The organism is Nodosilinea sp. FACHB-141, from assembly GCF_014696135.1.
In the GTDB taxonomy this organism is placed as follows: Bacteria; Cyanobacteriota; Cyanobacteriia; order Phormidesmidales; family Phormidesmidaceae; genus Nodosilinea.
Map to the genome: position 1 here is coordinate 192,219 of NZ_JACJPP010000002.1, position 21,986 is coordinate 214,204.

General features: G+C 49.6%; 11 protein-coding genes and 1 pseudogene. 5 read left to right on the forward strand and 7 right to left on the reverse strand.

The window, feature by feature from the left end; all coding sequences use genetic code 11:
- Positions 1 to 35: 35 nt before the first annotated feature.
- From H6F59_RS00700 to H6F59_RS00730, 7 genes are all read right to left on the reverse strand, one after another.
- Positions 36 to 614, reverse strand: coding sequence for a Uma2 family endonuclease (locus tag H6F59_RS00700; RefSeq protein WP_190694290.1), 579 nt, complete (start codon positions 612 to 614; stop codon positions 36 to 38).
- Between the two features lie 92 nt (positions 615 to 706).
- Positions 707 to 2,236, reverse strand: a complete 1,530-nt coding sequence (locus H6F59_RS00705) for a phospholipase D-like domain-containing protein (protein ID WP_199325474.1) — start codon at positions 2,234 to 2,236, stop codon at positions 707 to 709.
- The gene (locus H6F59_RS00710) at positions 2,233 to 5,685 is read right to left on the reverse strand and encodes a serine/threonine-protein kinase (RefSeq protein ID WP_190694293.1); all 3,453 of its coding nucleotides are present in this window, start codon (positions 5,683 to 5,685) and stop codon (positions 2,233 to 2,235) included. The genes H6F59_RS00705 and H6F59_RS00710 overlap by 4 nt, the downstream gene beginning before the upstream one ends.
- A 5-nt stretch (positions 5,686 to 5,690) precedes the next feature.
- Complete coding sequence (locus H6F59_RS00715; protein ID WP_190694295.1) at positions 5,691 to 10,940, reverse strand: Eco57I restriction-modification methylase domain-containing protein; 5,250 nt, start codon at positions 10,938 to 10,940, stop codon at positions 5,691 to 5,693.
- Between the two features lie 39 nt (positions 10,941 to 10,979).
- The gene (locus tag H6F59_RS00720; RefSeq protein WP_190694330.1) at positions 10,980 to 11,396 is read right to left on the reverse strand and encodes a hypothetical protein; all 417 of its coding nucleotides are present in this window, start codon (positions 11,394 to 11,396) and stop codon (positions 10,980 to 10,982) included.
- 25 nt (positions 11,397 to 11,421) lie between these two features.
- Positions 11,422 to 14,697: a DISARM system SNF2-like helicase DrmD gene (gene drmD, locus H6F59_RS00725; RefSeq protein WP_242021190.1), complete on the reverse strand. Its 3,276-nt coding sequence runs from the start codon at positions 14,695 to 14,697 to the stop codon at positions 11,422 to 11,424.
- A 165-nt stretch (positions 14,698 to 14,862) separates the two neighbouring features.
- The gene (locus H6F59_RS00730) at positions 14,863 to 15,372 is read right to left on the reverse strand and encodes a hypothetical protein (protein WP_206755187.1); all 510 of its coding nucleotides are present in this window, start codon (positions 15,370 to 15,372) and stop codon (positions 14,863 to 14,865) included.
- 118 nt (positions 15,373 to 15,490) lie between these two features.
- On the opposite strand from H6F59_RS00730, the pseudogene H6F59_RS00735 reads away from it, so the two are divergent.
- From H6F59_RS00735 to H6F59_RS00755, 5 genes and pseudogenes are all read left to right on the forward strand, one after another.
- Positions 15,491 to 16,486, forward strand: a pseudogene (locus H6F59_RS00735) (IS1 family transposase).
- 723 nt (positions 16,487 to 17,209) lie between these two features.
- Positions 17,210 to 18,850: an SAVED domain-containing protein gene (locus tag H6F59_RS00740; RefSeq protein WP_190694297.1), complete on the forward strand. Its 1,641-nt coding sequence runs from the start codon at positions 17,210 to 17,212 to the stop codon at positions 18,848 to 18,850.
- Between the two features lie 95 nt (positions 18,851 to 18,945).
- A complete protein-coding gene (locus tag H6F59_RS00745) occupies positions 18,946 to 19,944 on the forward strand; it encodes a CBASS oligonucleotide cyclase (RefSeq protein WP_190694299.1) in 999 nt (332 codons plus the stop codon).
- Positions 19,945 to 19,947: 3 nt separating this feature from the next.
- Positions 19,948 to 20,466 carry a hypothetical protein gene (locus tag H6F59_RS00750; protein ID WP_190694301.1) on the forward strand — a complete coding sequence of 173 codons (519 nt, stop codon included), beginning with the start codon at positions 19,948 to 19,950 and terminating at the stop codon, positions 20,464 to 20,466.
- Positions 20,463 to 21,731 carry an AAA family ATPase gene (locus H6F59_RS00755; protein WP_190694303.1) on the forward strand — a complete coding sequence of 423 codons (1,269 nt, stop codon included), beginning with the start codon at positions 20,463 to 20,465 and terminating at the stop codon, positions 21,729 to 21,731. The genes H6F59_RS00750 and H6F59_RS00755 overlap by 4 nt, the downstream gene beginning before the upstream one ends.
- Positions 21,732 to 21,986 lie beyond the last annotated feature (255 nt).

Here is a 21,986-nt window from a genome sequence, read left to right on the forward strand (position 1 = left end):
AGAGTAAAGCTATCGTTTTCGGCGGGCGATCGCCTTTATCGCCACAGCCAGCTAATCTGTAGAGTAAAGCCGGGTAACACGGTTTCGCCGGAGAGGGTGGCTGGGGCTGGCAAGATTTCGGGGGATTGTTGGGGGCGGTAGATCTCGACTTGTTTGTCTTGGGGGTTGATGAGCCAGCCAAGGCGGAGGCCGCTGTCGAGATATTCCTGCATTTTGGCGCGGACGGTGGTGGGGTTGTCGCTGGGGGAGACTAGCTCTAGGGCAAAGTCGGGGCAGAGGGGTGGAAATTTGCGCTGTTGTTCGGGGGTGAGGGCATTCCAGCAAGATTTTTCGACCCAGGCGACATCGGGCGACCTATCGCCGCCGTTGGGGAGTTTGAAGCAGGTGGAGGAGTCGAAAACGACGCCTAAGTCGGTTTGCTCGTTCCAGATGACGAACCGAGCAATGAGGGTGGCATTGTTTATGCCGGTTTCTCCGCCTGTGGGCGACATGATTACGAGTGCTCCGGTGGGGGTGCGTTCAAATTTGATTTCGGGGTTGGCAGCGCAGAGTTGCTCGAACTGCGTGTGGTCGAGGCGGGTGATGGGGCTGAGGTCGATGGTGAAGGCAGTCATAGTAGACGATAAGAGTCTGATGAAACTAAACTACTCTGGTTAAAAAGAATCAGCTTCAACGGCTTAAAGCCTTTTAAGGCACTTAAAACTCATTACTCAAAGGCATACATATAGCTTTCAAATAGTTCATCTATCTTTGGAGGAGAATATATAATTGAGCCCCTTTCGTCTCGAAAAGTTCTGTTGGGATCTCCCTTGAAAGAGAGCCAGTTAAAGCTGCTATTCGCAGCAAACTTATTGTCAGATATCAGTATTTTTGCGTGGGTATCACCCAATCGCCGAAACTTTAAATTTTTATGTTTATTTGCCAAGTTTTGCAGCTTTTTTTCCGCCTCAACATCCCATTCTCTTTTATCTGACTTGGTTTCTCCTAGGCCATAGCCGATATAAACATCACACCCTTTTTTAAGAAGAATGTCTAGCCGCTTAAGAAAATTTTTATTGACGACGATTGCTCTGATCCAAGGAGAAACTATCAATAAACGATTCTCCGTATGATCTAAAGCCTTTGCAAGTAAAGGAGGATGATCATAGACCTGGAGCCAATTGAAAGGCAGCTTATTTAATTCTTGTTCTAATTCAGCAATTTTAGAGAGAGCTTGATCTAGCTCTTCTTGCAGATTCTTCTTTTCTTCATCATTATCTGAATCTGCCAACTGCTCTTTTACAGCAAACGCTTTAGTCTGGCTGTTAGTAACTTTACGCTGTAAATCTTCGATATGCTGCAATGGTAGCTGATCAACGTATTCCTTGCCCAAAATCCTATTGACTAGAGTCCTTGGATCACCTTCTTTAAGGCCTTCTAGAATGTGAAACCTTTTAGTACTGTTTGACAATGCAAAAGCTTTTTCATAGTCACTATTTATTCTCTTGTCAACTACAAAAGTAACCTCTATATCATTATTTTGAATGGATTTAAACACTAATGCTAAAGCAGGAAGAAAATTTAGTTCTCGACGCTCAATCGACTTAACTGCCAATAAATCTCTGTCCTCAGGTCGCTTGAATCGACTTAAGCTTTCGGCTTCTTTAATAAAAGCATCTACGTCTCTAATGTCTAGATCAGACAAAACTGGGGGCTCAGTTTTGGAAGGTGAAATCTCAATGTAGTTATATGCCCTTAGATCTTTAGACTTTAACAAATTTGATTCAAGACGACCATGCCATTTGACCTTCCTCAAAAGGCCATCAAAATTAATTACGAATGTTCTTTCCTCTGGAACAATACTCTTTGCATCTTTAAGAGTCGATTGCCCTAAAGGCTTAGTAACGATCCATTCCTGCGTAGTTTTACTATCCGACCCAATAAGATCAATAAGCTCTTTCATTCGAAGACTTACCATAGAATCTCTAATTATCAGAGGTTCTAGACCTAAAAAGCTTGCAATGTGAGATTCTTGAGTTAGACCAGCATCAATAGCTTTGAGAATAAACTCCTCGATAGGAGGAATTTTTTTCTTGACTTGGGTGATTGCCTGTATAGTTATTCTGTAAATGGGCAGGCCAACATCTTGGCAAGAAATCAGGCTAAATCCTGCTCTATTATCGTATTTTCGGGCTATTTCATAGGCAGAGCTTACTTCACTATCAAATATTTCAGAAATAGGATCTGTAGAAATCATACCTTTGCCTCAACTAAGCAACAGCTTTCGGGATTGTTTTCAATATGATCGATGATTTTATTCAAAGGGCTTGTAGGTTTAGAGCGACAGAAATAATGATCGCCAACAATGATCAAACCTAATTTACCTCTGGATAAAGCCACATTTAATCTTTCTTTTTTGTTTAAGAAACCTAGTTCATTTCTGTGATTTGAACGAGTCAATGAGAAAATGGCAATATCAGCTTCTCGACCTTGAAATGCATCTACTGTGTTGCATTCAATAGATAAAAAATTGAGCTTATTAACTTCCTGATATAGTCGTCGGTTAATTAATTTTCTTTGGGCAGTGTATCCAGTAAGTATAGCTACTTCATAGCTTCGTTCAGCTTGTTCTCCTATTTTATTCAACTCTTTGAGCAAGTTGAAAATGATGGAAACCTCACAAGCATTTTTGAAGCTTGGAATTTCCCTTTGCTCATTGCGTTCCTTTAAAGCCGCTGTGGTAAGCCAAGTAACTGGTCTTGGTAAAACCTTGCTCAGATTTGTATCTAAGACTGGACCATTACTCTGAAGTAAATCTTCATAGAAACAGTGGCTTATTAAATCACCAATAGGTTTTACCATTCTATGCTGAATAGAAAGGCTTTTAGTACAACCTTCAGGTAAACGTTCAAACAGAAAGTCAAATAGAGTTTCTTGAATGTCTTCTGACTTTAAGCCATATTTACTTAAAAATTTTGCGTCTCCGCTAACCTCATCTTGAAATGGTGGAAGTTGTTTGCTGTCACCAACTAATATTGAGCGATGAGACCTAGAGATTGGAACTAGAACCTCTGTCGCAGTTGCTTTTGATGCCTCATCTACAATACACAGATCAAATTCAATATCTTGAACGTCTCTAGGCATCCCGATGCACGTGCCAGCGACTACATGAGCCCGTTTTAAGAGTGATGTATTAAACTCATGGGTTCTACCAAATCTATCAAGCCAGTCCGCTTGAATCACTAATAGTTTTTGCAGAAGCTGAGCCTCAGGATTTTTTAGATCAATCAATTGACCTAATCGAGAATCAAGCTCTTTTGAAGATAATTTTTGAAATTTTTTGCTGTTCTGACCGCTAATATTTTGAAGCTCTTCAGATATTGTTTCTTTTTGGCCTCTTAAAATCTTAGACTTACCTTTTAGATCGCTAATTTCTTCTTCAATTGAGCTAATTTGTTCTTCAGAAGAGTTAGGAAGATTTGTTTTCCTCTTTCTTTTACCATCTCTAGGATCAACGGGTGCTAATTCATCTAATTCTCTTTGACGATTTTCTACATCCGTCCTAAGAGTCTCTAATTTTAGGGTGACAATCTTCAACTCCTGAAGCTGTGTAGCAATTTGGATGTCACTGGGAGAAATTTTTCTTTCGCTTGCCCAATCTTGAAGAAAAGCTTGACTGTTTTGGCTGACTTCCTGCCTCCAGTGAGCCATTTTCTCCTCAATCCTAAGAGGCTTCATGCTGTCTGCAACTTTTTCATCTTTGCCTATCCTTACCAATTTAAGTGTAGGTCCTTGGGCTTGAATACGCTCAAGAGCATTATCAAGAGCAACGTGAGTTTGAGAACTAAGTAGAATGCGTGCTTGAGGATTATTTCTCAAGGTTTGCAGAATAACCTCTGTAATGAACCTTGTTTTCCCAGTTCCCGGAGGCCCCTCAACAATTAAAAAATCTTCTGCCCCTAAAGCTGATTGAACCGCTTCTTCTTGAGAAGGATTTAAAGCCTGGAAGCAATCTGTAAATTCTACTAACTGAGGAATACTTACCTCAGCGGGTTTTACAAATAACTCACGAAGATTAGGTCGAACGGCTCGATCAAATCGAATTGCATCAAGAGCTGACTTCTGACGGTTAATGGCAATCCTTGCAGCTTGGCTATCAAAGCGGAGAATTCCCTTTCTCGGTAGTTGATCAGGATCTCCGCGTTGGATATAAAGAACAAGTTCTTCGTCAGATGCTAGTTCAACTTCTCCACTCAAAATGCTAGAGCCGTTCTCTCTAACTACTTCGCGAGGCTGCCCAATGATATCTTGGTCAGGTAAGCCATCTAGCTCAAACCGTATTCGGCTTCCATCGTTTTCAAAGCCAGTATAGGGAATAGGAGATCCCTGATCTTTTTCCCAATCTTCTTTTGCTTTAAGGATATCACTCCAAGTTCTAAAGCATCTTTCTTTTTCTTGTTCAGCCTGGCTTTGTTGCTTTTCCGCTTCAAATTCAGCAGTGTCAATCTTTAATTCTTGTACAATTCTTTTGGCATTGCTTATGTCAACAGGTTTCTTAAAGCTATATAAGTAATTCGGACTCCAGCAACGTTCTCGTAGACCTTCTAATGTAGAACTGGGCAAATATTTTGCATTTAAAATGCTAAGGCATTCATTTTCGGCAACCACATGGTAAGAATAGGACGCTCCAAATAACTGATAATGATTTTCTGGAAATTCCTCTTTTTCATTAGCTGCATTTCTATTTCTGTAGGGACTAACACTACAAGCTTCATTAAGATCTTCTATAAGAATTTTTCTAACTTCTTGTTCTGGACGCTTTAATGTTGCGACCAGTCTTTCCATTGCCTTATCTGTTGCTCTTATATAGCAAGTTTCCTTTTTGCCTGAAAACGCTATCTTCCTTTGGCCTTGGATAGCTTCAATTTGTGCCAATAGAACTTCCGCATTACGTGCTCTTGTGGCAGGATCAGAAGAAACCGACTGTTCGATGATATCCTTGATTTTTGGGTGGACATCTAATTCTTCAAGTGCTCGCTGAATATCTGGGTAGTCTGCTAGATGGGTAGAAGTCAAACATCTTAGAGTGACTACCCCAAAGCTAAATACATCGTGCGCATAGGTATATGAAGTATATTCTTCGTAGTTTCTATCTAGTGGTGTATAGGGCCTTGACGTAAAATCTGCGAGAGTAACTAGAGGAGTAAAATATTTTTTTATTTTTGATATGCCAAAATCAGCAAGTTTGATTTGACTGTTACTGTCAAGGAGTATATTACTAGGTTTAACGTCTCGATGTATGTAGCCTCTTTCATGAGCTAAGGCCAATGCTTCTAGAATAGGTTGGCCAATAACTGTCCAGTAGGTATCCCATCCTTCTATGGGTTCTTTTTCTAAAAGAGAGAGAAGATTGCTCTCCATCCAAGGCATGACAAGAAAATAATGCCCTACCTCAGAATCCATGCCTGAATCTAATAATTCAATAATATTGGGATGTTTGAGTTCTCTTAGAGAATCTGTTTCTCTTTTAAAAGATTCGGCTAGAATTTCTTCCTTAATTTCGCCATGCTTAAAAAGTTTGACAGCTACACGCTTGAAATTATCTTTGATATCGGCTGCTTGATAAATATCGGCCATGCCGCCTGAGTAAGGATTCTCAGACAGAACATAACGGCCATTGATGGTTAGGACAGATGAGCTTGCCATTTGTATTAGCCTTTTCTACGAGTCTTAATCTCGGTTGGATTGCCAAATAAATCTGTTTGTATCGGAGCCCCCTGATTGTCGATAACTTTGGTAGGAGGAGCACTCGGTATAGAGTGCCCAGCTTCTTTGGTAGACGTACTGAGAAGTCTCCTCAAATTCTCCGCGTGCATTTCGCATTCGGCCCAGGAGTCGGCGGGGGTGCCTTGGAGTTGCCAGGGGAGGAAGCGGTATTTGGCGTACATTGGGAGCGAGGAGCCAGGAGCCAGGGTAGGTGCATCTGGCGATTCCCAGAGGTTGGCGGTTTCTGCGCCAATTCTGGAGGCGACGGGTTGATGGTTTTGGGCGCGCTCGCCATGCCCCAGACCATAGTCGGCGAGACGGAGGGTTTCGGGCAGCATCCAGCCTTCGCCGTTGTTGAGGTTGAGGAAAGCGTCGAGGCCGAGGCGTTTGAGGTCGTGGAAGGCGATGAGGGAGAGGACGGTGTGGCGCAGTTCGGGGTCTTTTTCTTTGTCTACTCGCCAGAAGCCTTTGGGTTCAAGGGTGCGGGCAAAGGTGCTGTCGCTGACATGGTTGGAGGGATGATCGCAGTCTTGGAGTATCCAGGCAAAGTCTTCGTAATCTAGCCCATACAGTTTGGCAACGACAGCATCGAGGACGCAGCGGATGCGTAGGCGCTCGTAAGGGGCAATTGCCCATAGTTGCTGCCAACGCATATTCGGATTAGTAAGTTGTTTTAGTTTTAGCCACTCTGAAGCGAACTTTGGGGTGACAAAGTTAACTTGGGCTGCTCCAATTTGCAAACCTTGGTGTATTTTTTTTGCTAATGGAAGTTCAGCAACAATGAAATAATTTAGGGAAGTTCCGCCAAGTCTTGAGCGGAGCGAAAAGTCAAAAGTAAACGAGTTAATCAAAGAGCATAACTCTAAATTTCTCGGAGTAGGACTGGTAGCACTTAGGATTGGGACTTTGTTGCCGCAAGGTAAATCAGGAAGCAGACTACTGATAAAAGTCCGCTCATCAGTCGAACGAGCAATATCACGAAAGCTTACTCGCAAGCCTCTAGAGTTTTTGCTGTTCTCAGAATAGTTCTCAACTCCAATCAAAAACTGGGGCTCTAAACATTTTTCTTCAAAAGGAATATCGCGCCAGATAGCTCTTAATCCAGTGCCGCTAACCCACCCTTTACGGGAGAAATTGAACTGGTGAATCATCACGCCTTGGTAAAGGGGTAAGGCAACGTCTTCGACTTCGTTAACGTGAATCGCCTCGCGGCTATCTGCCGACAAAATCACCCCCGACTCCCGACTCCCGATTCCCGGCTCCCCACCATAGGGTTGCCACTTTCCTTTCAACCAATGCCCATACTCATCCGGCTTATACCCCTGCGCTTCCCACTTGGGGCGAGGGGGGAAGAGTTTGGAGTCGCTAGTCATGTTAAAGTCGCCCTGGCGATACTGGATGCCCCAGCCTTGGGGGCTGTCGTCGCCCAGCAGCACACCATTGGCGTACATCTCTTCGAGAATCTTTAGGTCGCGATCGGTGCGAATTTCGAGCAGAGCGCCTGTGTTGGGGCTAAAGCGCTTAATTTGCGCCGCAGGCACCGACAAAAAGCGAGCATCATCCAGGGCATCGGTCATCAATTCTTGAGCTTCGGGTGAATCTCCTGGCCCTAGACGAAACCGGGTAGCAATAGATTCTGTGTAGCCACCCTTATTCACGCTGATGATAGCCATTTTGTTGCGATGGTCAATGGCACTAAAAACAAACCGCTCATTTTGAAACGCATAGAGATGGGTCCACTGGCAGCGGTTTAGGAATAGCCTACGGAGAGAACTAGATCCTTTGTCGGTGTAAATGCTCGAAGGAATAATGAGGCTAAAGCGTCCACCATCTCTTAGTAAGGCATGGCTCAATTCTGAAAACATCTTGTAGGTATAAGGTTTTCCTTCGCCTTGATACCTATAAGAATGCTCTGGATCGCTATAGCCCGTTCGCTTAGCCCGTTGATTTCGCCATTCTGTTGCTAACAGTTCCGCCTCAGCCTTGCGCCGCGATAGCAAAAACCTGCTACCCGCTGCCTCATCATCGCCAAAAGCATAAGCTGAAAATCTATTCCAGTTGGCCCAAGCCTTGAAATTGGCACAGTAAGCCATCCAGTCTTCTTCAATAGAAGAGTCTGCCTCAAAATACTGCTGCTGATAGGCCAGCGCTTCCTGCTTGCCATAGGTGCGATACAGCGGGTCAATGTTGGAGAAAAATTCCTTGGAGTTTGGCTGTAGCGTTTCCCAAGGAGGGTTGCCCACAACGGCATCAAACCCCGATCCTGCTTCTCTAAATACGCCAGGAAACTCCAGCTCCCAATGGAAAAACTGATACTCCTGGGCAACCTGTTCAACCGCCGCCCTCACCTCCGGCGATGGATCGACAAACTGCATCGGCGTGGGCGACACCTCCATGTCGTTCCCCTTCCAAAACCACACCGCACACCAGCAATCAAACGCCCACTCAAGCTCCTGAAGCGCCTGCTTCTGCCGTACAGACCTCTCGTAATCTACCGCCTGCTGTTCTGGGTTCAGCACCCCCGTGTGGATATCTTCCACCGTGGCCAGAAGCTCGTCGTGGGTTTGCTCTGGCGGCTGAATCAGTCGATTCTCAAACATTGAGAGCTGCACCCCACCGGCCAGCAGTTCCCGCAGTTCCTCTTTAACAACGTCATTGCGAAGACGCTTAATTTCCTTCGTCCATACCTTTTGGGCAAAATGCACCCCCTTGTGGGTAGCATCCCCCGCCTCCCGCTCCCAGGCCATAATCGGGTAATCCTGAAACTGGTCGAACCAGCAGCCCACCAGCGAATTCCCTGGCTTGATCTTGTGGTCGAGAAAGCTAAAGGCCAGCGACCGATCCATTGTCTCCACCCACAGCGCCAGTCGCCCCAGCTCCACCGCCAGCGGGTTAATATCCACCCCATAAATGCAGCGCTCCACTACATACCGCTTCAGCCGAGGCTTTGAATATTCCTCCGCCCTCTCCACCGTCAGCGGCAGATTCTTCACACACTCCACAAACCACTCCGGCTGAGCATCATTCGGAATGCCTGCCCTAATCTGCTCGCCATCTTCGATCAGCCAGCCATGCTCAAATAGGCTGCTCCACAGCGCCTCCACCAAAAACCGCAGCGACGCAATTAAGAACGACGCCGACCCACAGGCAGGGTCACACACCTTCAGCGCCAAAATTACCGCCGGAGCCTTCGGCCTCCACTGGGCCATCGGAGCCATCTCATCCGGCTCCCCTGCCTCATTGACAGGTGGGGTATAGGCCAGCGGCAACAACGTTCGCTGCACCGTCGGCACCGCCAGCTGCGGTCGCGTGTAGAACGTGCCCGAGCCCTTACGGGTACCGCCCCACCTCACTAAAAACCATTCCCCCGGCAAAATAGTTTTAGCAATCAGGCGCTTGGCCGTATTACTCACTTGCTGTTCGTAGGTCGCTAGGGCATCCGCCCTCCTGCTGCGGGGCTTATTCACCAGCTTGCCTGCCTTCACCGCTCGGATGGCCCACTGATGAGCCCTCTCCCGCAGGTTTTGAATCAGGTCATCCTGACTATCTTCGATCTCATCTAGCGCAGCGTCTTCCTCCTCCTCCGTTTCGGCCTCGACTTCAATCTCCTCCTCGGCCTCGGTGGCCTCATCTTCAGAGTCCTCCTCTTCGCTGGCGCTGGGCTTCGCGGCCTGCTTCAGCTTTTCCACCAGTGATGACAGCGCATTATCATCCATCCCCTCCAGCCGCGTCAGGGGCAACGCAGGCTGATCGCCCAGGTTGAGGAAAATCATTGGGTCATCGACAGCGGCCCGCCGCAGTTCAAAATCGAGCAGGCCCTCGTAGAGAATGCCAATGTACTCCGACGACAAATCGGAGAAGTCTACCGGAGCCTCTACCCAGGTACTCCGCCGCCCCTGGCGCACCTTCACCTTGCTACGACACAGCAGTTCCAAAATTTGAGTCACCACCGCATCCGATGGCCCATGGATCGGATTCTCTAAGGCAGCAAGGGCGCGGAGTACGGGGTCGGTTGCGGCATCCAAGCCTGGTGTAAACAACCCGCCCCCATAGCGCGGCACCGGAATCGCCTCATGGGCCGACCCCTCATACACCAAGCGAAACAACGCCAGCATTCGAGGCCAGGCACTGTAGCTATTGCGCAACCGCTCTGAGGCTCGCCCCCCAGCCATACGGTCTAACTGCTCTCGCAACCCCTGGATGCCGTAGGAATTGTGATAGATCGGGTTTTCCCGAGGCAGCAGATCGCGGGCCTCGGCAAACAAAATCACCACACAGCGCATGATGATGCGGCTGGCGGCGATGTAGATGTCACGGGATGAGGGGGGAGTCAAAAGAGCGTGAGCCGTGGAGTCGGCAGTTCCATCAACTGACGACTCACGATTGACGACTGACGCAAACATTTCATCCAACGCTGTCGAAGATTCCCGAATCAGCAGCTCTACCGCTTTTCGTACCCGTTCCCCCAACACGTCCGACAGTTCTGCCTGCCCCTGGCGCGAGGACTGAATCGCTGCCATCAATGGGCTGGGCACCTCTGCCTTTTCGGGCCGAAGGGACGCTTCCCCCAGCAGCAGCCGGAGGGCCGTTACCTGAGGCCCCGGTCGCCCTTCCTCAAACCACAGGTTGATATCCCATTCGCACCAGGCATCGTAGTCAGCTCCGGCATGGATGAGCCGCCACTGGTAGCCGTTGGTGAGCAAAGCCACCTTTTGATCGGCCTTGCGCAGCCACTCGATCACTCGCGATACAGCCCGCTTGCCTCGGCCAATACCCAGCCGCGCCACCTGGGCGCTCCGATCCTGGCCATCGGCTACAAATACGGGCAGTACGGCCCCGCGATCGTCTTGCCAAACCCGGCGGGGCTTGATTTGCTCGCGGGTAATGGCCTGCTGTGCCCAGTCGCGATCGACAGATGTGCCCTTTTGCCAAAAGTCCTTCGAGAGCCCCAGCACCTCTTCCAACACCGTATCTAGCAGGGTGCCAAGCTGGCTCTGATCGCCATCCTGCAAGCGGGTGACATCGCGCCGCAGCTTGTCCTCGATGTAGCGCGACAGGGGCACCAACTGCTTGGCAACAAAAAACTCCTCTAGTTTGGAGGGAGCAATCAGCAGGCCCCCATGCTTGAGCGAAATCCACCAGTCGTCGTGGTTGGCAGTGCTAGTTTGAGCAGCAAAGGGGGCAACGATCGCCATAGTTAACTATTTGGCTTTTGGACAGGGGCTACAGAAAGGCTAAACGGGTTTCTTCGGTCGAGGTTTGCACTTCTCAGAGAGTTGCAGCAAGGTCTCCAGAAAGGGGTGATCTGTGACTTCGTGGCATCCTCGGGCGAATCTACCGGTGTATTCTAGGTATTCCTTAAAGCCAGGCTGCATGTTTAGCAAGGGTTCTCGGCCCCGCCGCTGGACTAAAAACCAGCCTTCACCCAGGGCCGCAAACCGCCAGGGCTTGGGGCAATCGTCTAACACCTCGTTGCAGACAAACTGTTCCCACAGTAGGTACTGTCTGGGATTTTCTGAAATCCCGACGATGAGAAAGATGGTGTCGCCGACGGTGTCGAGCACTTCCTGCTTATCTGTACTGATGCCACAGCCATCGCCCGGAAGCTGGCCCAGTTTTTCGAAGTTGTGATACTGCACCCAGTAGCGCATGACGTTACCCAAAACCCTTTAAGTACTAGGTATCCCCCGGCAAACGAATCTCTACCGTAACGGGAAACACCTGGGCTACGCCGCGTAGGGTGTAGCGTTTCGGTAAAATTTGAGTGAGGACGCGGGTTTGCTCCTTTTTCAGCTGCTCGGCCAGGTCTTGATAGTGACCCCGCCGTCGCTTCATTTCATCGTCTAAATCGCGCAGCCGGTCTTCCTGCGATCGCCGCTCGTCGGGAATCAGCGAGAGCTGCTGCATATCTTCCAGCAGTTTGTCGCGCTCTTTCTCTAGCTTTTGTAGGGTGGTTTCTTTCATCGCCCGCTCCACCTCTTTGAGTCGATGCTTAAAGCGATCGCTCTCTTCCTGTAGGGCTACGGTCTGGCGGGTGGCCAGCTCTGCCTGAATCTGGCTGGTCAGCGATTCAATCAGCTGCCTTAACACAGCCTGCACATCAGGCTTGATCTCATCCCACAGGTCGCTAGCCCGGTCTGCCGCTACCCGATCCACCGCCTGCGGAGCCACCCCATCTAAACCCGCCGCCAGATGGGGCAACGCCTCCCCTAGCTCGCCCTTTTGAATGGGGTAGCGCAGCGTCCGCACCCAATGGTGGAAGGGCTCTCGCAGCTCGTTCACCGCCAGCTCTTCGACCGTCAGCAGCAACAGCGCTTCGGCTCCCTCGGGCACCTGGCCATAGCGCACCGTCCAGCGGCTGCTCTGGCCTGCATCCCCCGTGCCGCCGGGGAAGCGGGCACGGGCATACATGCCCAACGCCTGGTGAAACATGGGGTGCCCCAGGTGCATGAGCACCGTGTCTTTGGCGGGGCGGTAAACGGGGCGATCGTTTTTGATCTGGATAAAGTGCTGAGAATCAAACACAATAGCGGGCAGCGGCCCCTGGTGGCCGTTGGTGCTGCCCAGCCGTAGGTGATCATCAACCGCCGCATCCCACTTGGGGGGAATGGGCATCTTTAGGCGCAGTCGGCCCTGGTCGTCGGGCGCTTCAAACCGGGGTAGGCCCACCCCAATACCTAGGGCAATTTCTAAGGTTTGGGTCAGGGTTGTAGGGGTGAGGTCTAGCTCCTGCTCCAGGGTATGCAGGGCGGCTGCCGCATGCTGCCCCGCCACGATCTCTTCAGAGCTAGGAATGCGCGATCGCCCCCGGCGATAGTTCACAGCATCGTCTAGGCCGCGCAGCACGCGATCGGTGTCTTCTAGCTCCACAAAGCGCCGCTGAAAGGCAGCATCGAACACCTCCCCCATGGAACCCAGTTCTTCGCGGATGGTGTTGACCTTTTCTACCACCCGCGCCAAAAACTTCAGGTCAGCATCATCCTCACTGGTGAAGTGGAGCACGAATACATCCTGGGCCTGGCCGTGGCGATCGAGACGGCCATTGCGCTGATCGAGGCGGGCTGGGTTCCAGGGAATGTCGTAGTGCAAAACGATGTAGGCCGTTTCTTGCAGGTTGAGCCCCTCCGAGGCGGCATCAGTCGCCAAGAGTACCTTCACTGGGTCATTGGGGTCGTTAAAAGCCTGCTTGATCTCGTCTCGCTGACGGTCATCCATGCCGCCGTAGAGTTCGCGCACCGCCTCTGGCTGATTGGCATACGCTTCCCGCAGTCGTCGCCCCAGATAGTCGAGGGTGGTTTTGTATTCGGTAAAGACCACAATCCGGTCAGACCCTTTCCATTTATTGCCCACCCTCAGGTACTTTTCGATGGTGTCGAGCAGCTTCTCCCACCGTTCGTCTACAGCTGGGGATGGCAGTTCGCCCTCAGCATTGGGGGTCAGTTGCAGGGTAGCTAAGGCCTCATCCACCGCCGCAATTTCAGCCTGAAGGTGGGGAATCAACGGCTGAAACCAGGCCCCAGTAGTTTTAGCGGCATGTTGGAATCGGCCCTCAGCCTCTTGGTCATCGTCCAGGTCTTCTTGGGTGGCCCGTCGAGCGGCTTGTACTGCGCCCACCTCCGCCCCTTCCTCCTGGACGTTGCCTTCGCGAAACCGAAACCAGGAATTGGCAAAGGTGTAAGGGCAGGACAGCAGGCGCTTATTCAGCACTTCCACTGCGAACCCTCCTGCTAGCTGGTCGGTTTTACTGGAGGCCGCAATCAGGCTTTTCACCGCACTGCGGAAGGCTGCAAACGCTTCCGAGAGCCGTCGCTCCTCCCTGGAAAAATAGACGGGCACAGGCTCCGTGAGCCGCCGACAGAACCGGGGTGTGCGGCCCTCTTGCTCGTCCAGGGCGTTAATCTCTTTTTTCAGCCGCCGAATCACCACCTCTTGAATACGCTGCTGCATATCGGGGGTGAAGTCGCTGGTTTGGGTAAAGCGCACCGGATCGAGTTGCTCTAACAGGCCCGAAAAACAGCGAGTGTGGCCATTGTGGGGGGTAGCGCTGAGGAAGAGCTTGTGCTCGAACCAAGGTGCGATCGCCCGCAGCATCTTCGACAGATCGCTATCTTCCCCAAAGTTGGAGGGCATCAGGTTGTGGGATTCATCCACAATCAGCAAATCCCACGGCAGCTGGGCCGACCCCTCCGGCTGGCGGCAGGCCGCGCGAAATTGCTCCAGCACATCCGGCTGCCGCAGGTAGTGATAAGAGGTCACAATGCGAGGAAACGTCCGCCACGGGTTGGCATCGAGCCCCAACCGCTTTTGCAGAGCGTGGGTCTCGGCCCGGTCGATCACATCAAAGGACAGGGCGAACTTAGTCTTCATTTCCTGCTGCCACTGTTTCCGCAGGGCGGCAGGGCAGAGAATCAGCACCCGACGAATGCGCCGACGCAGCAGCAGCTCAGTCAGGATCAACCCCGCCTCCACGGTTTTGCCTAGGCCCACGTCGTCTGCCAGCAGCAGCGAGATGCGCGGCATCTGAAGCGCCTTGAGCAACGGCACCAACTGAAAGTCTTCGACCTGGACGGCACCAAAGAAGGGCGAGGCGATTGGGGGTTGGGCTTGGGGGGAGGTGCGATCGAAGCTCAGGAACGGTGACAGAGCAGTCCACCGGGTTGCCCGTAACAGGGCATCGTACTCTGCCGGGGGCATAGGGTCTGAGTTTTCAATGGGCGGTAGAGCGGTAGGTTCCAGCAGGGTCTTGTTGACTTCTCGTTCCCAGATCAGGCTGTCTTCAGGGGGGCCGTCGGAGTCGATGTACTCTAGCCGCACCAGGTGAACTTGCCCCTCGGGGCCAGCGCCAAAGGGCTCGACAGCCGCAATCAGCGCCCGGCGATTGCGCAGGGTGGCGAGCATACCCACCTGGGGTATGGAGGGAGAAGCGGTGTCTGGTGTGCTGGTGCTGACCATAGGTGCGGGTTGAATCTCAGGTGAGGGAGCGACATCTGCTGCTTAGCCAAGCTAACAGCTAATGCTCTAAGCCCTTGTGACTCTTCACCTTTGTTTAGTCCCAAGGGCATGCATCGAAGCTTAACGTCGGCTAACCGACGTTAAGGACAAAGGGCTGTGTCTAGTTTATTGGGCTGTTATTTCGTGGCCAAGCTGCTTAGCAATGTCGAGGAAGGGGCCAATATTGCCAATACCCCACTGGTTGCAGACCGCAACAGTTTGATTATCCCCTGTCCGTAAAATCTGGCTCTCATCCAGGAAATAGCGCTTTTGGCCCTTCTCTACGGCTTTCTCAATTGGAGCTACCACTCCAAAGGAACTGTGAAGGAAATCGGGAAACATCTGCCTCAGCTCATCCAAAGTCGCATAGGGATGCTCCTGAAGGTACTGGGTGACTACGGCCAGTACCAAGTTGCGCTTGTTGTACATCTGGCCCAGGAACTTATATTGCGTGGTATCTCTGCTAGAACGAGCGGCAGCCCTTTGCGCCTCTGCTTGCTCCCGAATTCTTACCTGGTATTCCTCCGCCTCTGGCAGAGGGATAATCTGCTCAATGTCTAGCAGCCGCTCGTCCCCAAGCTTGTAAGACTGAAGGCGGACACAGCGAATGTCCAGGTCGCGTTCGTTCAGCCACATGACGGTGGTGATCAACTCTTTTGAGAAGTTGGCCGAGGCTAACACGATTCTGACATGTGGACACTGGTCTGTTAGACGGTGATGGGTAAAATGATTGCAATGCAACTACTTCAGAGTCATGGATTGTCCTCACTGCCAGAGCCCCCAGGTTGTGAAGAATGGGCGGGAATCGCTCTCAGAGGGTGTGCTGCTTCAGCGATATCGCTGCAACGACTGCAGTAAGAGGTTTAATGAGCGCACCGGCACCCCGATGGCGCGCCTCCGAGCACCTAGTTCCGTGGTGGCCACGGCGCTGACTAGCCGCACCGAAGGGATGGGGGTGCGGGCGGCGGGCCGCACTTTCGGTAAATCTCATTCTACGATTCTGCGCTGGGAAGAGCGTTTAGCGAATCAGGTTAACCAGTGGTCACCCCCGGCATCAGGGGATCGAGAGGTGACGCTACAAGGGGATGAAGTGTACACTCGCATCGGCGAGAACCATCCTCCCGCTAGCTCAGAAGGTTGGACAATCCACTTCATTAAACGCAGCAGTCGCTACTGGGTCTCGGCGATGGCGGGTCATAAGGACGAACTGCTGTTTCAACGGGGAACGCAGCAGGCCTGGCAGTGGGCACAGGTGCGTTCTTATATTCGGTGGTTCACTGACGGTGAGCGGCGCTACGCCAAAGCATTGTGGGACTTGGCCAGTGTCTATCTGGCGCTTCGCGATTGTCCGGGGGCCTACCGCACCCAAAAAGTCTGGCGAGAAGGATTGGAGGTGGCGATGAAAATCAAAGGGTCTCAAGGCCAGCGACGTGTGGTTTGGGTCAAGACAGAGCATCCGTTTACCGCCATGAGCCTCATATCGGAGGTGAATGCGAATCATAATGAGGCCCAGAATGCGGCCCTGAGACGACGCTGTAGCGCCTATCGTCGGCGTCAGAATCTCTATGCTAAGACTCGCTCAGGGTTACAGCGCGTCTTAGATGTCCAGCGGATCATCCACAATTGGGTTAGACCGCACTAGGGATTGGGGAAACGGACGACTCCGGCGATGGCGATAGGCCTCTGCTCTCGCCCCTTATCAACCCACGAAATCCTTTGCATGAGAGGGGTTCAATGCATCTCCTCTTAACGAACCAGTGCCGCGAGGCCCTGGTTACCCAACTGAAAGGGCAGGTCGAAAGTATGGTGCGGGAGAAAGTAATCGTGCCATTGCGATCGCCCGATTGACCATGCATAGCCATAATCTAAAGCCAACATAATCGGGACGGTGAAGTAGGCTGAGCTTGCCCCAAGCAGGATGCTCAAGCCATTGAAATAATGCCTCGAATCTACTCCGGCTTATTAATGTCCTCCGACTCTTGGTGGATTCCTTTCACTCCAGGCTTTTTGCGGCCTTCCTTGGTACCTCAATTCCGTCGTCCACATACACCCGCTGTCTCTGGATGCTATGGACATGGGTCTGCTTGCTCATCCATCCCCCCATCCCATAGACAGCCTGTCCACGCTATGGGCAGAAGACACAAACCTGTGCAGCGCTTAGACATAGCATCCACTCACCAACTTATTACATTGAGGTAATTGGTCACCGCTGGTGGCTGCTGCTCAAAACACGCTCCATGCTAACAGAACAAACCATCGAACCGAGGCTTCACAATTAAAGATCGGGCGCAAGATATCCAGGATTTGCTTCAAGCTTTTGCAGAGCTCTATAATAATTCTGGTTGTTAATGATCACTTTAGCCAATCTCGGATATGACGGCCTTCTCGGAAGAAGACGTGTCCGTTTTTCATCACTTTCCCTATGGCCTGAGAACTTCACATTGGCCAGAAAAAGTCTTATCTTATTGCTCCTATGCAACCATACCTCGTTGATTTTGCCATTGTAACTGCGCTTAAAATTGAGCGTGACGCGGTGTTGAGCCGTCTTGACAAATACGAGGTTGTCAAAGAGGATTTTGAGCCACAGGTGTATTACCGGGGTTCTATTAAGATTCCAGGAACAAGCGAGTGTTATACAGTAGTCGTAACACTGCTACTGGATATGGGGAATGATGAAGCCGCTACTGCCGCAACTCGATTGCTGCAACGCTGGCAACCTGCAAATTTGTTTATGGTAGGGATTGCTGGCGGGGTACGTGGCAAGGTTGAATTGGGTGATGTAGTTGTCGCAAAATTTGTCTTTTATTATGAACCAGCAAAGTTGACTGCAACAGGTGAGCAGCATCGTCCAGAACAGTTTCCAACTGACACATTACTTCGTAGCCGTGCTTACTTCTATGAAGCAGCCGAGTGGAAATCCAAAATTGCCGTTGTACGACCAGGGATCCCCCAAATTGAAGATACATTGCCTAATGTTCATTTTGAACCGATTGCAAGCGGTGAAAAAGTTATCGCTGATTTAGAAACACTCCCCCAACTTTTGCAGGCATGTCCCAAGCTTGCAGCCGTAGCGATGGAGGGTGCAGGGGTGGCGCGAGCAGCAAGGAGCCACAACGCTCCGCCTCGTTTTATGGAGATTAGGGGGATTTGTGATTTTGCTGATCCCGATAAAAATGATGACTGGCATTGTTATGCGGCGAATGCCGCCGCCGCATTTACCATCGGGCTATTACACGATCGCCCTGTACCTCCTCTCAATACAGAGCGACTTTTGAATAAGCCAGAGAAGCCACTACTAATAATCTGTGCCCAGTCTTTACCTAACCGAGTGATTGCCCCAGATGAAATTCTGAGCGGATTAAATGATGGCCTTAAAGGGCGGACAAGAGAGAGGGTCTCATTAGATTTCACTCCTCTAATAAAAGGTGGGGTCTTTACTGATCCGGCATGTGCAGTCCAACGACTAACGGATCCTCAAGGAGTGTTTGCTACTGCGATCGCTCGTTCTAACGAAACTGAACTTGTTTTTCATGGGTTGGCGCACCTTCCATTATTGGTATTGATGGGCCATCTAATCAGCGATCGTGTACCTGTAAGGCTTTTTGACTTTCATCCCAGTCCTGGTTCTAATACCTGGGCGTGGCCTAATAAAGAACAGAATTTTCCACCAATGGAAGTTTACGGGCTTCCTGGTTCCCGCTCTTGGCAGGCAAAGGACGTGGTTCTTCGTGTTTCAGTTAGCTACAAGGTTTTATCTGACCAGGCTCTTACAGTTGCTCCATCAGGAGCAATTGAAATTGATTTGACGGTTGTTCCTGAGCCTGTACGTGGCGTCGTTCAAAGTGAAGAGCAAGTACGAGAGTATGGGCGAGTATTTCGACGGACATTAGATTGGATTGCTCAAAACCTGCCAGCAGGTCAGAGAATTCATCTTTTCTACGCAGGTCCGGTTACCCTTGCCTTTCACTTGGGGCAACAAATATCGGAAAATATCCATCCACCAGTGACTGTATGGAATTATCACCGGGGATATGATTGGGCGATTGATTTAGAGAAAGCATACATGGGGGAAGAATGTGTTGTCCAACCACAGTCAGGTTATGACCAGATGTAGGAGCTATCTATGCTTTTCTATTTTTCCGGACTCTGTATGTGGCGATTTTAGTTTTTTTGTACTAGGATCGACGCAAATTCTCAAGATCAGATTTTATGACTATCATTGGCAGGTTCAACAGGTTTGTCAAAAATATCCGTCCTACCGATGACCACATTAATGAGGCGAACCGACAGACTAACTACATGGTAGAGCAGCTTAAGGGAAAAGTGGCCGCAAACGGCACATTCAAGTTGGAGAAGGTTCTAAAAGCTGGCTCAAATGCTAAATTTACTTCCCTGCGCCGAACAGCAGAAAACATATTTGATGTTGATCTTGCTGCTTACTATTCCGGCACCGGAGCAACAACGCAGGAGTTAGACAAACTCTTAGATTTCACTTGCAAGCGGCTTCACGAAATCTATCCTAGTAAAACCAAAGAGGATTTTGAAACCCTGAAAAGTGCTGTTCGAGTTAAGTTTCGCAGTGGAATTAGGCTTAACGTGGATGTAGCACCGATTATCCGAGATGATTCGTTAGGTCTGGAGAACGGAGGATGGCTTCCACGCTCGGACGGATGGCGGCTAACTTCTGTGACCTGTCATAACCAGTTCATCAGTAACCGCACCGCCAAAAGCAATCAAGTACCTGGGCCAGTTAAGTTTAATCGACTCGTGCGGTTAATGAAATGGTGGAACAATCGCCAAGAGGTTTTAGCACAGCCCTCTATTTTTTGCGATCTGATAACGGCTGCTGCCTTTGATGCTTATGGTGTTACCAGCGAGTGGCAAAGTAGTTTGCGGCAAATCTTCTCCTTCCTGCTCAGACATCAATTTCTTGAACCAATTGTTTTTGATGACTACCACGATACAAGTGGACTGGTCTTTCCATCAGGTCAAGTCGTCATTATGGATTCTGTAAACCTGGAGAATAATATCGCTAAAGACTGGACAGAAGAGACTCGGTTGAGTTACCTGGAAAGAGTACAGGGTGCTTATGACTGGATGATGGAAGCCAAGAGTTATGAATTGGATGGAGATGAGGAAGGCGCTGTAAATATGTGGTGTCAAGTTTTTGGGACTGAATTTCGATCTCTGTCTGAAGGAGAAGACTAGTTAATGTCGTCTAGTTACACACGTTCTACTACCCAAACCAGTACTCAAAGTAAGGTCATTCATGTCACTCGTAAAGTGCAGGCAGACCTGCTGGCAATTTTGGATCATTATGGCTATTTCTCAGAAGACTATGCCCAGAAGCTAATTAACGATATCAGGGTGTTCATTAATGAGGAGGCAATTGACCAAGTTAAGTTCACTTGGACATGCTCAGGAAGCAATGTTGTTATGGAGGAACTTGATTACAAGGTTGTTTGGGGCAATATAGGTTTGGCTGACGATCGCTCCGGCGGTGTTCGTTATCGATTTGATCTGACCACATCTAATTTTCAAGTACGCATTAATTACAGCGATCGCTGGCGAAGCATGCCTGAAGACCAGAAGGAATTAATTCGAGAGGATCTGAAGTTGCAATGGAAACCTGCAAACCAACTGGATTACACCGGTGGTCAGTGGTCATCTGAACGGAGTTATTCAAAGGATGGTTTAGGTTTGAGCCGCAGTCGCTTTACCAGATTATGACAGACACTCCTATTTATTTAGTTAGCCCAGATGGAGCACCCTTGGGCAAATTACGTGCCAGTGTTTTAGAACTTGTTGCAGAAGCAGAACAGGTGGCACGCTCTAAGAATTTGGCTAAACGAGCCGCCTTACCAGCTTTCCTTAATGATTACTTGGAAAGAGAGGGTTATCAAGTTGCCCCGGATGAATTAAAAAGAGTGATTGCAGAATTCAATCAAGTTTGTCGAGGGGAGGCTCTTTCCGCAATTCAGATAATCTGTACGTCTGAACATCTAGCATCCTCTGCAAACAACTTCAACGAACAACTTTTCAAACAACCTATCAGTATGAGAGCAAGCCAAACAGAATCGCAAGTTCAGCAGTTCTTTGAGGTGGAACGGGTATATCCCGATGAAACAGCTAGAAGTCTTTACGAGAGTTTGATAGGACTTGACGAACACAAAAAACGATTGTTAGTTGAATTGGAAATGCTGCTTTATCCGCAACGGTTAGAAGCATGGAGCCGTGAACATCACCAAGGACGTGTACTGCATCTCTGCAAGCAACTGCATAACCGCACACCCTTGATTCTTCTAGAGGGCGATGTTGGAACAGGGAAAACAGTACTGGCGGAAACAATAGGAGACCCTCTAGCACGGCAAATTGGAAGCAAAGCAAAAGTACATCTCCTGAAAATCAACTCACAAGTGCGTGGGACGGGTTTGGTCGGTGAGATGAGCGACTTAATTGTACAGGCTTTTGCTCAAGCGGAAGCGCGGGCTGCCTCACTAAAAGAACCAATGTTACTTTTGTTAGATGAAGCAGATGCCCTTGCTGCTCGACGAGACACCCAGCAAATGCACCATGAGGATAAAGCTGGGTTGAACACTCTGCTGCAACGGCTTGATAATTTGCGTTTAACTGGTTTGGCGATCGCAGTCATCTTTATTACTAATCGCCCAGATGCACTTGATCCTGCCATTCGTCGACGTGCTGCCCTTGATCTCTTTTTTGAGCGTCCTGCTGATGAAGTGCGGGCAGATATCATTCGTAGATACTTACCAGAATTAGAGTGGGCAGAGGAGCAAATTGCCAAACTCGTGCATTTGACAGGTTCACAAGAGCCAAAAAATGAAGGCATTTCATTTACAGCTTCAGATCTAACCAACCGACTATTTATGGGAGCACTTCGAGAAGCTTTTAGCCAGCAACGAGAACTCAAAGTAGACGACCTTTTAGAACAGGCAAGCTATCTTATACCCACTCCAAAAATGGGAACAATTTAGGTCTACTTTAATAAGTGTATATTTCAGAAGAAATCATTCGGATCATAACCTATGTCACCTACAAAGCAAAATGAACTAGCCATGTTAAAGATTTCATGACCTACTTCAAAAAATGATTATTTGGAGTTAATCTCTTTGCCTTATATCAAGTCCGTTTAAAGGAGCATAATGGAGGTATTGCGACAAGGGCTATGCCATGCCAAACCTTGTGCAGGTTGCCGACCATCTCAGTCTCGATGATCTAGAGCGCCGCTA

Excerpts from the sequence above, each read along its gene's own strand:
- drmD (WP_242021190.1), bottom strand. The coding sequence starts at position 14,697 with ATGGTCAGCACCAGCACACCAGACACCGCTTCTCCCTCCATACCCCAG.
- H6F59_RS00715 (WP_190694295.1), bottom strand. The coding sequence starts at position 10,940 with ATGGCGATCGTTGCCCCCTTTGCTGCTCAAACTAGCACTGCCAACCAC.
- H6F59_RS00740 (WP_190694297.1), top strand. The coding sequence starts at position 17,210 with ATGCAACCATACCTCGTTGATTTTGCCATTGTAACTGCGCTTAAAATT.
- H6F59_RS00755 (WP_190694303.1), top strand. The coding sequence starts at position 20,463 with ATGACAGACACTCCTATTTATTTAGTTAGCCCAGATGGAGCACCCTTG.
- H6F59_RS00750 (WP_190694301.1), top strand. The coding sequence starts at position 19,948 with ATGTCGTCTAGTTACACACGTTCTACTACCCAAACCAGTACTCAAAGT.
- H6F59_RS00700 (WP_190694290.1), bottom strand. The coding sequence starts at position 614 with ATGACTGCCTTCACCATCGACCTCAGCCCCATCACCCGCCTCGACCAC.
- H6F59_RS00720 (WP_190694330.1), bottom strand. The coding sequence starts at position 11,396 with ATGCGCTACTGGGTGCAGTATCACAACTTCGAAAAACTGGGCCAGCTT.
- H6F59_RS00730 (WP_206755187.1), bottom strand. The coding sequence starts at position 15,372 with ATGTGGCTGAACGAACGCGACCTGGACATTCGCTGTGTCCGCCTTCAG.
- H6F59_RS00745 (WP_190694299.1), top strand. The coding sequence starts at position 18,946 with ATGACTATCATTGGCAGGTTCAACAGGTTTGTCAAAAATATCCGTCCT.
- H6F59_RS00710 (WP_190694293.1), bottom strand. The coding sequence starts at position 5,685 with ATGGCAAGCTCATCTGTCCTAACCATCAATGGCCGTTATGTTCTGTCT.
- H6F59_RS00705 (WP_199325474.1), bottom strand. The coding sequence starts at position 2,236 with ATGATTTCTACAGATCCTATTTCTGAAATATTTGATAGTGAAGTAAGC.